14 protein-coding genes are annotated in these 14,026 nt (G+C 62.1%); 12 read left to right on the plus strand and 2 right to left on the minus strand.

Features of this window, described 5'->3' with window-relative positions; genetic code table 11:
• The 8 genes from QWI18_RS02405 (at position 1) to QWI18_RS02440 (ending at position 9,286) form a co-directional block, all read left to right on the plus strand.
• Complete coding sequence (locus QWI18_RS02405) at positions 1-387, plus strand: phage holin family protein (RefSeq protein WP_065991491.1); 387 nt, start codon at positions 1-3, stop codon at positions 385-387.
• Positions 384-725: a hypothetical protein gene (locus tag QWI18_RS02410; RefSeq protein ID WP_065991490.1), complete on the plus strand. Its 342-nt coding sequence runs from the start codon at positions 384-386 to the stop codon at positions 723-725. Before QWI18_RS02405 ends, QWI18_RS02410 begins: the two co-directional genes overlap by 4 nt.
• Positions 726-867: 142 nt before the next feature.
• Positions 868-2,031 carry an EAL domain-containing protein gene (locus tag QWI18_RS02415; RefSeq protein WP_369318109.1) on the plus strand — a complete coding sequence of 388 codons (1,164 nt, stop codon included), beginning with the start codon at positions 868-870 and terminating at the stop codon, positions 2,029-2,031.
• Positions 2,032-2,126: 95 nt separating this feature from the next.
• Positions 2,127-3,458 (plus strand): deoxyguanosinetriphosphate triphosphohydrolase, encoded by a 1,332-nt coding sequence (locus QWI18_RS02420; RefSeq protein WP_192131248.1) that lies wholly within the window; start codon positions 2,127-2,129, stop codon positions 3,456-3,458.
• 298 nt (positions 3,459-3,756) lie between these two features.
• Entirely contained in the window at positions 3,757-4,146 is a 390-nt protein-coding gene (locus QWI18_RS02425; RefSeq protein ID WP_369318110.1) for a response regulator, read from the plus strand.
• Between the two features lie 363 nt (positions 4,147-4,509).
• Complete coding sequence (locus QWI18_RS02430) at positions 4,510-5,136, plus strand: response regulator transcription factor (RefSeq protein ID WP_065991486.1); 627 nt, start codon at positions 4,510-4,512, stop codon at positions 5,134-5,136.
• Between the two features lie 8 nt (positions 5,137-5,144).
• On the plus strand, positions 5,145-8,822 hold the full coding sequence (locus QWI18_RS02435; protein WP_369318111.1) for a transporter substrate-binding domain-containing protein: 3,678 nt from the start codon (positions 5,145-5,147) through the stop codon (positions 8,820-8,822).
• Positions 8,819-9,286 (plus strand): GNAT family N-acetyltransferase, encoded by a 468-nt coding sequence (locus QWI18_RS02440; protein WP_369318112.1) that lies wholly within the window; start codon positions 8,819-8,821, stop codon positions 9,284-9,286. Before QWI18_RS02435 ends, QWI18_RS02440 begins: the two co-directional genes overlap by 4 nt.
• Positions 9,287-9,308: 22 nt before the next feature.
• Here QWI18_RS02440 and QWI18_RS02445 read toward each other — a convergent pair whose 3' ends face one another.
• The gene (locus QWI18_RS02445) at positions 9,309-10,250 is read right to left on the minus strand and encodes a LysR substrate-binding domain-containing protein (protein WP_369318167.1); all 942 of its coding nucleotides are present in this window, start codon (positions 10,248-10,250) and stop codon (positions 9,309-9,311) included.
• A gap of 106 nt (positions 10,251-10,356) precedes the next feature.
• Between QWI18_RS02445 and QWI18_RS02450 the strand changes: the two genes are divergently transcribed.
• Positions 10,357-11,541, plus strand: coding sequence for an MFS transporter (locus tag QWI18_RS02450; protein ID WP_065991483.1), 1,185 nt, complete (start codon positions 10,357-10,359; stop codon positions 11,539-11,541).
• Positions 11,542-11,687: 146 nt separating this feature from the next.
• Here the strand turns inward: QWI18_RS02450 and QWI18_RS02455 are convergent, their stop codons facing one another.
• Entirely contained in the window at positions 11,688-12,101 is a 414-nt protein-coding gene (locus QWI18_RS02455; RefSeq protein ID WP_192131110.1) for a helix-turn-helix domain-containing protein, read from the minus strand.
• An 83-nt stretch (positions 12,102-12,184) separates the two neighbouring features.
• Between QWI18_RS02455 and QWI18_RS02460 the strand changes: the two genes are divergently transcribed.
• The 3 genes from QWI18_RS02460 (at position 12,185) to QWI18_RS02470 (ending at position 13,873) form a co-directional block, all read left to right on the plus strand.
• Complete coding sequence (locus tag QWI18_RS02460; protein WP_369318113.1) at positions 12,185-13,042, plus strand: SDR family oxidoreductase; 858 nt, start codon at positions 12,185-12,187, stop codon at positions 13,040-13,042.
• Between the two features lie 117 nt (positions 13,043-13,159).
• A complete protein-coding gene (locus QWI18_RS02465) occupies positions 13,160-13,468 on the plus strand; it encodes an RcnB family protein (RefSeq protein ID WP_065991480.1) in 309 nt (102 codons plus the stop codon).
• A gap of 84 nt (positions 13,469-13,552) precedes the next feature.
• Positions 13,553-13,873, plus strand: coding sequence for an RcnB family protein (locus tag QWI18_RS02470; protein ID WP_369318114.1), 321 nt, complete (start codon positions 13,553-13,555; stop codon positions 13,871-13,873).
• Positions 13,874-14,026: the final 153 nt, after the last annotated feature.

The raw sequence follows: 14,026 nt of genomic DNA on the forward strand, positions 1-14,026 counted from the left end.
ATGACGCAGCCGACAGGTCCAACCGGGACCGATCAATCCTCTTCGCCACGACGGCTGGGTGCGGCCTTTCTAGGGCTGCTGCACACCCATGTCGAGCTCTTCGGCATCGAGCTTCAGGAACAGAAAGCCCGTACGGTCAGGCTGTTGCTGTTCGCCGGCCTGGCGCTGGTTTTCGCGTTGCTGCTGCTCATCGGCCTGTCCGCGCTGTTGCTGGTTCTCGTCTGGGACAGCTATCGCCTTTACGGGATCGTCGGCCTGTGCGGGCTATACACCCTGGCGGCATTGTTCTGCGCCATGCGGCTGAAGGCGGCTGTGTTCGATGAGTCTTCACCCTTCCATTCGACCCTGGAAGAACTGGCCAACGACCGCGAGCGACTGATGCCATGAGTGCACCTCAATTGCCCCAGACCCATAACCGTCGCGAGCTGCGCAAGGCGCTGATCCGCCTGCGCATGGAAATGCACCGTCAAGAGATCCGTCAGGAGTCCTCGCGATTGATGCACCCTTTGCAACGCATGCGCGGCATGGCCTCCGACCTCCCCGGCTCCCTCGGCATCAAGCATGGGCCGCTGTGGGGCGTCGGTGCCGTCACCCTCCTCGGGTTCCTCACCGGCAAGGGCACGCGCAGCAAAAAGACCGGCAGTGTCACCCGCCTGATCAAGTTCAGCGCAACCGTGTTGCCATTGATCAAGATGGCCCTGCAGAACTCGTCCCGCCGTCGCTAAAAGCCTTCTGGCTGCATTCTTGCTAAGCAACCCCGCCTTGCCCGATACGCCTATCGGGTGAGGTGACGGTGCTTGTCAGACGAGAACACTCAGCCAATCCGTCGCCAACACCACTCCAATCAACCGCCACTAAGGAGGCCCCGTGTTCGATGGGCAACCGCTCGCCTGTTTCCAGCCGTTCATCGACACCGCGACCGGGCGCATCGCCGGCGTAGAAGCCCTGGGCCGTCTGCGCCAGGCAGACGGCAGCCTGCAATCGGTCGGCGCGCTGTTCACGGACCCACGGCGCCCGGCGGTGCAATTGCGTCGGCTGGACCGTCAGGTTCGCGACAATGCCCTCAGCCGATTTCACGACGCGCCGAGCGACTGGTTCCTGAGCCTGAACATCTCCCCGCGCTGGATCAGCCGCCTGCGCGCCGACGAATCGCCGCCCAGCCTGAAGCAGCTGCAGACCTACGGCATTCCCGCGGAACGGATCGTTTTCGAAATCACCGAATTGAGCGGCGATGGCCAGCGCCTGAACGAGGTGGTCGCCCGCTACCGCGACGCCGGCGCGCGCATTGCCATCGATGATTTCGGCGCCGGCTATTCGCAGCTGGACCGGGTACTGGCGTTGCAGCCCGACATCCTCAAGCTCGACATGCGCCTGTTTCAGGCCGCAGCGCGGGGCGGCCCGAGCAGCGATGTGGTCAAGGCCCTCGCGCAGATGGCGGAGAAAACCGGGTGCTGGATCATCGCCGAAGGGGTCGAGACCGAAGCCGAGCTGGACTTCGCCCTCGAATGCGGCTCGCGCTACGTCCAGGGCTATCTGTTCGCCCCGGCGCAGCTAGATTTCTTTGACGCCGATGCATTTGTCGACCGCTTCGCCGCTCTGCGTGATCGTTATGTGATGAAGAAAGTCGGTGAACGCGAACGGCTGATGACCCTGCGCCGACAACTCACGCAGTTGATGTCCCGCCTGCAGAGCTGGGCCGAGGGCAACGCGCCGCTGAGTGATTTGCCCCAGGTCACTGACTTCCCGTGGTTGCTGCGCTTTTACCAGTGCGACCGCCATGGCACGCAGCTCACGCCGAATCTGGAATGGCGCAACGGCGCGTGGACCGCGGACGCCCGGTATCTGGGCCATAACTGGTCGTGGCGACCCTATTTCTATCACCTGCTGGCCGAGGGCTGGCACGAGCGGCGCCTGACGCTGTCGAGCACCTACCGGGACGCCACCAGCAATCAGTATTGCCTGACGGCCGGACAATTCTTCGACAACGGCGAGCGGCTGTTGCTGATCGATGTCGACGCAGCAGGGTTTTGATGACGCTTCTTGACGCCGCATCGGCGATCTTGTGCTTGCAGCGTGCGGGGCGAACCGGGAAGCTAGCGCGGTAATCACCCGACGGAGTACCGGCCTTGGATTGGCAAACCCTGCTCACCCGCGAGCGCCTTGGCAAAACCCTGCACAGCCCTGAGGAACTGGGCCGCAGTCCGTTCCACAAGGATCACGACCGCATTATTTTCTCCGGTGCCTTTCGCCGTCTTGGCCGCAAGACCCAGGTCCACCCGGTCACCAGCAACGACCACATTCACACGCGCCTGACCCATTCGCTGGAGGTCAGCTGCGTCGGCCGCTCGCTGGGCATGCGCGTCGGCGAAACCCTGCGCAGCGCCCTGCCCGACTGGTGTGACCCCAGCGATCTGGGCATGGTCGTGCAATCGGCCTGTCTGGCCCACGACATCGGTAACCCGCCGTTCGGCCACTCCGGTGAAGACGCCATTCGCAACTGGTTCAAACAGGCCGCCGGCCGCGGCTGGCTCGACGCGATGAGCGAAGTCGAGCGCAATGACTTTCTCAATTTCGAAGGTAACGCCCAAGGCTTCCGCGTGTTGACTCAGCTGGAGTACCACCAGTTCGAAGGCGGCACGCGGCTGACCTACGCGACCCTCGGCACCTACCTGAAATACCCGTGGACGGCGCGTCACGCCGACTCGCTGGGCTACAAGAAACACAAATTCGGCTGCTACCAGAGCGAGCTGCCGATCCTCGAGCAAATCGCCGGCAAGCTCGGTCTGCCGCAGATCGAGGACCAACGCTGGGCCCGGCATCCGCTGGTGTACCTGATGGAGGCGGCCGACGACATCTGCTACGCGCTGATCGATCTCGAAGACGGCCTGGAAATGGAGTTGCTCACCTACGACGAAGTGGAGTCGCTGTTGCTGGGCCTGGTGGGCGATGACCTGCCCGAAACCTATCGTCAGTTGGGCCCCAATGACTCCCGTCGTCGCAAGCTGGCGATTCTGCGCGGCAAGGCCATCGAGCACCTGACCAACGCCGCCGCCCGCGCGTTCGTCGAACAGCAGGACGCACTGCTGGCCGGCACGCTGCAGGGTGATCTGGTCGAACACATGCACGGGCCGGCCAAGCGCTGCGTGCTCAACGCCAAGGACATGGCGCGCAAGAAGATCTTCCAGGACAAGCGCAAGACCCTGCACGAAATCGGCGCCTACACCACGCTGGAGATCCTGCTAAACGCCTTCTGCGGCGCGGCGCTGGAACAGTTCGGCGGGCATGAGCCGTCGTTCAAGAGCCGGCGCATTCTCGATCTGCTGGGCAATAACGCGCCCGACCCGAGCTGGCCGTTGCACACGTCCTTTCTCAGGGTCATCGACTTCATTGCCGGCATGACCGACAGCTACGCCAGCGAAATGGCCCGTGAGATGACCGGCCACTCCAACCCCGCCTAGGGCTGCCCGCCAGCCGTGGCGCCCTTCCTAGGACGCTTGCCAAAGCCCGAATACGTACCGGTATTCGGGCTTTTCTCGTTGGGGCTTCAGGCAATCCAACAGCAACTTCGGACATTTCCTACGCAACCGTCGGAATGCCCTTATCGCTGGTCATACATCGCTGCCGAATAATCCGCGCCATTCCGAGCCTTGGGACAACCCGACCCATTACCTCCCGAAGACACCGCCCGCCCTGCGAGCGCGCCGCCGGCCCGCCTTCAAACGGCGGTGCTCATTTCCCCTACGTCTGGAACCGCCGATGTTCACGAAAGATTTCCGAATCCTGTTGGTTGAGGATCATCCGTTTCAGTTGATTGCCTTGCAGATTCTGCTGAACAACCACGGCCTGTACCGTGTCACGCCAGCGCTCAATGCCAGCGAAGCGCTCGGCGCCATGGAGCGCAGCGCCGAGCTCTATGACCTGCTGCTCTGTGACCAGCGTCTGCCAGGCATGTGTGGCCTGGAGCTGATTCAGACGGCGAACCAGCGCGGGTTGGTCCAGCGCGCCGTGCTGCTCAGCGGCCTCGACGCGGATCCGCTGGCGAACCTTGAGTCCGAGGCCAGGGCGCTGGGCCTGCCACTGCTGGGGTGCCTGAGTAAGCCGCTTAACACCCTCGAGCTGATCAGCCTGCTGTCCGCACCCGCTTGAGGTTGCCTGCATGGCAGCCTTTTTTGGATATATCGGGCAAGAATACAGACCGCTGCCCAGCGCCTATTGCCAAAGCGCCGTTGATATCGTTGAACCGACATGTTTAAGCAGGTAGGCAAAGTTTCCGGATTATGTAGGGTTATTCCGATTCGCAATAAACGCGCGCACTTAAATGCATATCGATTGATGGTAAATGCTGTTACGTATTAAACATTCATGACCGCTGCGTGTATCCACGTACGCACATACGCTTATTTCTGTAGGAACATTCCTATATAGCGCTTCGGGCATGATCTCTTCGTGTGCGCCTCTGAACATCTGGGATAAGGTGCGCGCTTTCTTGCCACCCGTTATGGATTGATCATGAACTCTATTTTTATTATCGACGACCACCCGGTCATACGAATGGCCATACGTATGCTTCTGGAAAACGAGAATTACGAGGTGGTCGGAGAGACCGACAACGGTGTCGACGCCATGCAGATGGTCCGTGAATGCATGCCCGATCTCATCATCCTGGACATCAGCATCCCCAAGCTGGACGGGCTCGAAGTCCTCGCCCGCTTCAACGCCATGAACCTGCCCTCGAAAATTCTCGTACTCACTGCTCAGGCGCCGAGCCTGTTCGCCATCCGGTGCATGCAGTCGGGCGCTTCGGGATATGTCTGCAAGCAGGAAGACCTCAGCGAACTTGTCAGTTCGGTCAAAGCGGTATTATCCGGCTACAATTACTTTCCCAGTCAGGCCCTTGCCGCATCAATCAAAAAAGAGGGTGACCCCAACGAGCTTGAGCGCTTCAAACTCGTCAATGACCGTGAACTGATGGTGTTGCAACTGTTTGCCCAAGGGCGGACAAACAAGGAAATCGCCAAAGGCATGTTCCTCAGCAACAAAACGGTCAGCACTTACAAAACCCGATTGATGCAAAAACTCAAGGCCAAGACTCTGGTAGAACTTATCGAGATGGCAAAACGTAATTCGCTAGTGTGAGAGACAGGATGCCAAAGGCGTTAAAGGACTATTGGATAGCAGCCGTGATTGTCTGCCTGAGCTTCGATAGCCAGGCAGAACCCCTGGCGCCGGAACGCTACACGCTGCTGAGCCGCTCCAACCCTGCGCACATGGACGTGACGCTGGAGCGCGCCCAGTGGCAATGGGTGCGCAACAAGCGCGAGCTCGTGGTCGGCACCTCCGCGCCGGACTATCCGCCTTTCGACATGACCCTGACCGGGCACGACTACGAAGGCTTTACCGCCGACTACATCGGCATTCTCGGACGCGTGCTCGACCTGCCGGTCAAGGTCCTGCGTTTCGCCAGCCGCGACGAGGCGGTTCAGGCGCTGAGCAAGGGCGAAATCGATCTGCTGGGCAGCGCCAATGGCTACGAAGCGGCGTCGCGCGGGATCGTACTGTCTACGCCCTACGCCGTGGATCAGCCCGTCCTGGTGACCCGCGCCGGCGAGGCCCGGCCCCTGAGCGGCGACCTCAACGGTTTGCGCCTGAGCATGGTTTATCACTACCTGCCGCCCGACGAAATCGCCGCGCTGTATCCCAAGGCGCGCCTGCAGACCTTCCCCTCCTTCCAGAGCGCGATCAACGCCGTGGCCTTCAATCAGGCCGACGTGTTTCTGGGCGACACCATCTCCACCCATTACGTGATCAACAAGGGCTATCTGAACAACGTGCAGATGGCCAATTTCGGCAAGCACGAGGCAAACGGTTTCAGCTTCGCCGTGCAGGCTTCAAACCCGATACTGCTGGACATCGTCAATCGGATCATCAAAGGCATTCCGGTGGAAGAGCGCATCGCCATTTCCAAACGCTGGGGCGCCGGCAGCGATCTGATGCTCACCGACCAGAAGCTGCAGCTCAATCAACGGGAAGAACGCTGGATCGCTCAGCATCCGACCGTTCGCGTAGTGTTCAACGAGGCTTACGCGCCGCTGACGTTTTTTGATGCAGCCGGCAATTTCAGCGGCGTCACCGCCGACCTGCTCGAACTCATACGCCTGCGCACCGGGCTCACCTTCAAGGTCAGCCATGCCGCCAGCATGAACGACATGACCAACCAGTTGAGCCAGGGCCAGGCCGACCTGATTGGCGCGATGATTCCCAGCGAAGAGCGCCAGAACCGCTTCAATTTCAGCCGGCCGTACATGGATAACGTGTTCGTGCTGGTCACCCGCAAGGAAACCTCGGCGCCCTCCAATCTCGATCAACTGGACGGCAAGCGGGTGGCGCTGGCCCTCAGCAGCCCGATCCTGCCTTTCCTGCGCGACCAGCACCCGGGCATTTATCCGGTGGAGGTCGACAACCCGGCGCAAGCCCTGGACCTGCTGGCCCACGGCCGTACCGAGGGCGCCATCACGTCGCTGTTCAGCGCCAGTTATTTCCTCTCCTCCCGGGCGTTGAACGACACGTTGCAGATGCGCGTGACCGTCGGGCAGGAACCGGCGCGCATTGCCATGGCCACGTCACGCAATGCGACCGAACTGACCTCGATTCTCGACAAGGCGCTGTCGAGCATCGCCCCGGAAGACCTGGCCGCGATCAACAATCGCTGGCGCACGTATACGCCGCCGAGCAGCGGCGCGTGGCACGACTATGAGCTGTTGATCTATCAGATCATCGGCGGCGCCAGCCTGTTGCTGCTCGGCTCGCTGGCCTGGAACGCGTGGATGCGCCGGCAGATCAAACAGCGCGAACGCGCCGAGCGGGCGCTCAACGATCAGTTTGAATTCATGAGCGCGCTGCTCAACGGCACGCCTCATCCCATCTATGTCCGCGACCGCGACGGCCTGCTGAAAATGTGCAACGAAAGCTACCTCGCCGCCTTTGCCGAGCGGCGCGAGGACGTGATCGGCAAAAGCATTCTGGACGGCGTACTGAGCAACACCGAAGAGGCCCAGGGTTACGTCGAGGATTACAAGCGCGTCATGGCCGACAACGAGCCCTTGATTCTCGACCGCTCGCTGCACATCGGCGGCCGCGAGCTGACGATCTACCACTGGATCCTGCCGTTCCGCGACTCCCTCGGCAAAGTGCAAGGCATCATCGGCGGCTGGATCGACATCAGCGAACGGCGGCAACTGATCGAGCAACTGCAGACGGCCAAGGACCTGGCGGACGATGCCAACCGCGCCAAAAGCACCTTCCTGGCAACCATGAGCCATGAGATCCGCACGCCCATGAACGCCGTCATCGGCATGCTCGAGCTGGCCCTGAAGCGTGCCGACCACGGCCATCTCGACCGCCCGGCCATCGAAGTGGCCTACAGCTCGGCGAAGGATTTGCTCGAACTGATCGGCGATATCCTCGACATCGCGCGCATCGAGTCGGGGCGACTGAGCCTGAGCCCCGAGCGCGCCAACCTGCGCCAGCTGGTCGAATCCGTGGTGCGGGTGTTCGACGGCCTGGCCCGGCAGAAAAGCCTCACCCTGGCCCTGGATCTGGACGCGCGGACCAACACCGATGTGCTGATCGACCCGCTGCGCTTCAAGCAGATCCTCTCCAATCTCATCAGCAACGCCATCAAGTTCACCGAAATGGGTCAGGTCAAGATCACCCTGCAGACCGAAGCCGGCCGCAGCCCCCAGCAAATGCGCGTGCAAGTGGTGATTCACGACAGCGGCATCGGCATCACCGAGCAGGACCAGCAGCGGCTGTTTGCGCCCTTCTCTCAGGTCGATCAATCCGGGCAACTGGCGCGCACCGGCGCCGGCCTGGGTCTGGTGATCTGTCGCAGCCTGTGCGAAATGATGGGCGGGAAGCTGACGCTGAGCAGCCGCCCCGGGGATGGCACGCGCATCGAAATGACCTTCGAGTTCACCACCCTGGAGCCGCTGGAGGCGAAAAGCATCGCCCGTGAAGCGGTCACCCATGCCTCGGGACAGCTGCATATTCTGATCGTCGACGACCACCCGGCGAACCGTCTGTTGCTGTTCGAGCAACTGTGCTTCCTCGGGCACCGCTGCGACATGGCGCTTCAGGGTGCCGAAGCGCTGGAACGCTGGCGTGCAGAGCGTTTCGATCTGGTGATCGCGGACTGCAACATGCCGGTCATGAACGGCTACGACCTCACCCGGGCCATCCGTCAGCTGGAGCAAACCGAGGCGCGTCCGCGCTGCACCGTGCTGGGCTACACCGCCAATGCGCAGCCGGAGGAAAAGCAACGCTGCCGTGATGCCGGCATGGATGACTGCCTGTTCAAACCCATCAGCCTGACCGCGCTGAACGACCGCCTGCGCAAGGTCACGCCGCTGCGGACTTCGTCTGCGCCGGGCACGCTCCCGGCCCTGCCCGCTCAGCCGCCGCAGGCTGTGTTCGACCCGCACACCATCGAAGCGTTGACCTGTGGCAGGGCCGACATGAATGAGCGACTACTGGATCAGCTCATCGCCAGCATGCGTCAGGACCGCGCCGAGCTGAACGCGACCACGCTGCCGAGCCAGCTGAAAGACATCGGCCACAAGGTGCGCGGCGCCGCGAACATCATTTCGGCAACCGCGGTCATTCAAGGCTGCGAAGCGCTGGAAGCGGCCTGCGAGGCCGACGCGCCGGAGGCCATTGTCGGCGAGCGGCAGTCTGCACTCAATGCGGCGATGGGCGCGCTGGAGCAGGCGCTGGTGGCTTATCGCGGGAAAGCGCCCGCGTCACAGGCAGGGCCGCAGGTATGAAGCTGATCGCGATGAACGCGGCTGATTTTCAGGGGTTTGCTGCCCGTTCGGTCGCCGGGTACGCCCGGGACATTGCGCGGACCTACGGGCTGCCTGATGCGCTGGCCTGCACAAGCGCAAACGCTGACTTCAATGAACTGTTGGAGGACGGTCTGGACACCGAGGGGCATTACTTCTACCGCGTGTGCAACGCCGATGGCACTGAGGTGGGCAGCCTCTGGATTGGGATTGTGGAGAACCCGCCGTTGCCCACCCGACTGTTCGTCTACGACCTGGAAATTGATCAGGCCTTCAGAGGTCAGGGTCTGGGCAGGCAGGCACTGAGCGCCGTCGAAGCGTGGGCCCTCGAGCGCGGCATTCGGCGTCTGGAGTTGAACGTGTTTTCGGACAACGTTGCCGCGCGGACGCTCTACGAGACCTCGGGGATGGCGGTCTGCGAGATGACCATGGGCAAGGATTTATAGCCCGCCGCTGTGTGCGCCCGGATCAGGCCGGCCCGGCAGCAGAATCGACGCTGCCGTACGGCGCCAGATGCTCGCTGAGGTACTTGAGCAGAATGCTGACCTTCGGCAGCGCCTCTCGGGCTTTCAGCCAGACCAGGTTCATCGGCAGTCCATCGGTCGCAAGCTCCGGGAGCACTTCCACCAGCCGACCTTCGTTGAGGTGGGTCTGCACCAGCCAGGTCGGCAACTGAGCGATGCCATGGCCTTCCAGCGTGGCCGACACCTCCCCCTCCCCGTCGCCCACGGCAATGCGCGGATGAATGACCCGACGCTCCTGATCTCCCGGCACGCGCCCGCGGAAATACCAGGGTCCGACCTGCCCGTCGGACTGGCCGTAGGCGATGCAGTGATGATGCTCGAGATCGGCGTCGGTCTGCGGCCGACCGTGCTCGGCGATATAACTCGGCGCGGCACAGAAGACCAGTCGCTGGGCGCCGATGAACCGATGCCCCAGCCCCGCCGCCCAGGCGTCGCGCCCACCGATCCTGACCACAATATCGATGCCTTCATGCACCGGATCGACAAACCGGTCAGAGAACGAAATATGCGGTTGCAGCAGCGGGTACTCTTTGACGAAATTGAGAATCAGCGGCAACACATGGAGACGCCCGTAGGACGCGGGCAAATCAATCCGCACCCGGCCATGGGGTTCATGCCGCTCCGAGGCGAGGGCCAGCTCGGCTTCTTCGAGGTCTGCCAGCACGCCGCTGCAGGTGGCGTAGAACTTCACACCGGCTTCGGTGAGGGACAACCGCCGGGTGGTGCGGTTGAACAAACGCTGGCCCAACCGCTGTTCCAGGCGGGCGATGCCTTTGCTGACCGCCGAGGCTGTCAGGTTCAGCTTGAGTGCGGTATTGGCGAAGCTGCCGAAATCGGCCACTGCCACAAATACGTCAATGCCTTTGAGACGCTCGGAGGAGAACAACGCGAACACCATTACTGAATTGGATTCGCGATAGTAAGTCATTTATGTCGCGGATGAGAACACAGATCTCCAATAGGCTATGGCATCGTCTTTTGGAGCTTCACCTATGCAACCCTCACACTCCGCAACGGCGTCAGCGCCGGATGCCACGTCTCGGTCAGGGATACAGATCCTGATCATGGCGATCGCCGCTTTTATCATCGTCACCACTGAGTTCCTGATCGTCGGACTGCTTCCGGCGATGGCACACGACCTCGGTGTCTCCATCGCCGTGGCCGGCCAAGTGGTGACGCTGTTCGCCTTTACCGTGATGCTGTTCGGGCCGTTCCTCACGGCAAAACTGGCCGGCGTGGAACGCAAAAAGCTGTTCACCATCATCCTGCTGGTGTTTGCCGCCTCCAACGTGCTGGCGGCGCTGTCCACCAACATCTGGGTCATGGCCCTCGCGCGCTTTATTCCGGCGCTGGGCCTGCCCGTGTTCTGGGGCACGGCCAGCGAAACCGCCGGACAACTGGCAGCACCCGGCAAGTCGGGTCAGGCGGTGTCGCGGGTTTACCTGGGCATTTCCGCCGCCCTGGTGTTCGGCGTACCGCTGGGCACCGTCGCCGCCGATACCCTCGGCTGGCGCGGCAGCTTCTGGGTGCTGGCCGTTATCTCCCTGGTCATCGCCATCCTGATGCAGCTGTGCATGCCGACCTTGCCCTCCTCGCCGGCCAAGCACGGCGAGAAGCAGACCGACATTCTGAAACAGCCGCGCTTTCTCGCCCACGTGTTGCTGTCCGTGCTGGCGTTCACCGCGATGTTCACGGCCTACACCTACCTGGCCGATATCCTCCAGACCCTGGCCGGCGTGCCGACCAATCAAGTGGGCTGGTGGCTGATGGGCTTCGGCGCGGTCGGCATGATCGGCAACCAATGGGGCGGAAAGTTGGTCGACCGCAGCCCGCTGGGCGCGATGGTGCTGTTTCTGGTGATTCTGAGTGTCGGCATGGCCGCCGCCATTCCACTGGCCACTGATCATATCTGGCTGATCGCCGCGCTGGTGCTGTGGGGCGTTGCATACACCGCACTGTTCCCGGTGTGCCAGGTGCGTGTGATGCAGGCCGGCTCCAAGGCTCAGGCGTTGGCGGCGACCATGAATATCTCGGCGGCTAACGCCGGTATCGGTTTGGGTGCGATCTTTGGTGGCCTGGGCATTGGCCACTTCGGACTTGGGTCGCTCGGCTGGATCGCGACCGGGATCGCCGCCCTGGCGATTGTGGTTGCGCTGTTGATGATGCGTAAGCGTTAAGCGTCTGGTCGGTCTGTAGACCGACTGCACGTTGGTTTGGCTGGCAGTGAAGCGAGGGTGGGCTGCTGCCTGGCCAGGCAAAACGCGCAGAGTCGGGATGCCGCTTTTTGAGCGCGGCATCCCGCCTCTGCAACGAGAAGCACCGCTCACTCCAGCGCCGGTGCTTTCCCTTCCCGCGCCGCCAGAATGCGCGACAGATTTTCCTCGATCCAGGACGTTAACCCGTCCATCTGCAAGGCGACCTCCTCGCCCATCGCGGTCAAACGGTATTCGACGTGGGGCGGCACCACCGGCAGCGCTTTGCGATCGACAAACCCATCTTGTTCCAGGCTCTGCAGCGTCTGCGACAGCATCTTTTCGCTGACCCCGCCGATCTTGCGCCGCAGCTCGCTAAACCGGTGCATGCCGTCCAGCAACACCACCAGCACCAACACCCCCCAGCGGCTGCACACATGATTGAGGATTTCCCGCGACGGGCAATCCCGGGCCAGCACCTCACCGGTACGGATTCGCTCGAGCAACGAGACAGTGCCAGCAGAGGAAGGAGACATATTGCTCATGACACTTACCTTTTCGTACGTACTTACGAAAGGTTAGCACGGTGACTATGCTGATCGCTCAATCACTTCTCTCGGGAATCATCATGATCGTCATCACCGGTGCCTCAGGCCAGCTTGGCCGCCTCGTCATCGCTCAGCTGCTCGAAACCGTGCATGCCTCGCAGATCGTCGCGGCCGTCCGTGACCCGGAAAAAGTGGCCGACCTTGCTGCCCAGGCCGTGCAGGTTCGCCAGGCCGATTATTCGCAGCCGGACACGCTCGACCGCGCCTTCGAAGGCGCCGAGAAGGTCCTGCTGATCTCGTCCAGTGAAGTAGGCCAGCGCGTGGCTCAGCATCGCGCGGTGATCGATGCCGCCCAACGCGCCGGTGTCCAACTGCTGGGCTACACCAGCGTGCTGCATGCCGACTCCTCGGCGCTGGGCCTGGCTGAAGAACATCAGCAGACCGAGGCGGCGCTGGCGCAGTCCGGCGTTCCGGCGGTGGTGTTGCGCAACGGCTGGTACCACGAAAATTACACGGCCGGCGTCGCCCACGCGGTGGCGAACGGCGCGCATTACGGCAGCGCGGGCGAAGGCCGGATCAGCTCTGCTGCGCGGGCGGACTATGCCGCGGCGGCGGCCGTTGTACTGACATCGACTGATGATGAGGCGGGCAAGGTCTACGAACTGGCCGGCGACGAGCCTTACACGCTGAAGGAATTCGCCGCTCAAATTGCGCAGCAATCCGGCAAGCCTGTCGTCTACACCGATCTTCCAGAGGCCGATTACAAGGCTGCGCTGCTGCACGCCGGGCTGCCGGCATTCGTCGCCGAGTTGCTCGCCAACTCCGATGCCGCCGCGGCCAAAGGTGCGCTGTTCGACAACGGTCGGCAGTTGAGCCGTCTGATTGGCCGGCCGACCACGCCGCTGTCGGCCAGCGTTGCCGATGCGCTGTCCCTTTGATATTCGTGACCGCCGCCCACCAGAACGGGCGGCACGCCAGCACCTGCACTGAATGATTTGCGCGGCCCACGGTCGGAACTAATGACAGCGCACCACGCGCTGGCCAAGGAGTTTCGAATGAACAGCAAATCGCTCATTGCCGGTCTGGCGATTCTGGGTAGCATTTCCGTTGCGAGTTTCACGGTGCAGGCCGCCAATGCAACGGAGCCGACCATTCAACCTTCCAGAGACAACATGCGGGAGCTCGAAGTCGGCAGCCGATCGCCGCAGGAATTTCAGCGCCCGGATGCAGCGCTGAAGGACTGGAAAGCCAAGGGCCTGGAAGAACCGGCCAAGATGAGTCAATGGGTGCGCATCAACAACAAATACGTTGAAGTGCAGACCACCAATGGCCAGATCACCAAGATTGTCCCGATCGAGAAATAAGTCGGGGCAGCGACCCAGCGCGCCGGGTTTGCGTGGCGCGCACCATCTCTTGAAGAACGTATAAGAACGACCAGAGGAATTCCCATGAACATGAAGAAACTGATGGCCTGCGCGGCCGTGTTTACTTGTTTGGGCGGGGCCAGCTTCGCCGCGGCGGCACAGACCCCTGCGACGAAAAGCGTGCAGGCAGAACACACCAATGAGCAGTACAAGGTGGGCGACACCACCCATGACCTGTACAAAGACGAGCGCGTCGGCGTCAGGGACTGGGAGGGCAAGGGCCTGCACGCACCAAAGGAAGGTACCCAATGGGTGTTGATCAGCGATAAATACGCGCTGATCAACATGGAAGACGGCAAGGTCCTCGACATCGCGCCGGGCAACCTGAAACCGCTGAAAAAGTAACGACCGCAACGCCCGTCACCGTGCCCGACACCCGTCGGGCATCGCTTTGCCAGCACCCTGTCCAAACGCCCGCCCCCGCTGCTTTTCGCTGACAAGAAAGGTTGCACCCTGGCGATGGCGCCCTCTACTCTGCGCCTCTCGTTTGTTGCGCCA

This window comes from Pseudomonas sp. W2Oct36, from assembly GCF_041060465.1.
Lineage (GTDB): Bacteria > Pseudomonadota > Gammaproteobacteria > Pseudomonadales > Pseudomonadaceae > Aquipseudomonas > Aquipseudomonas graminis_B.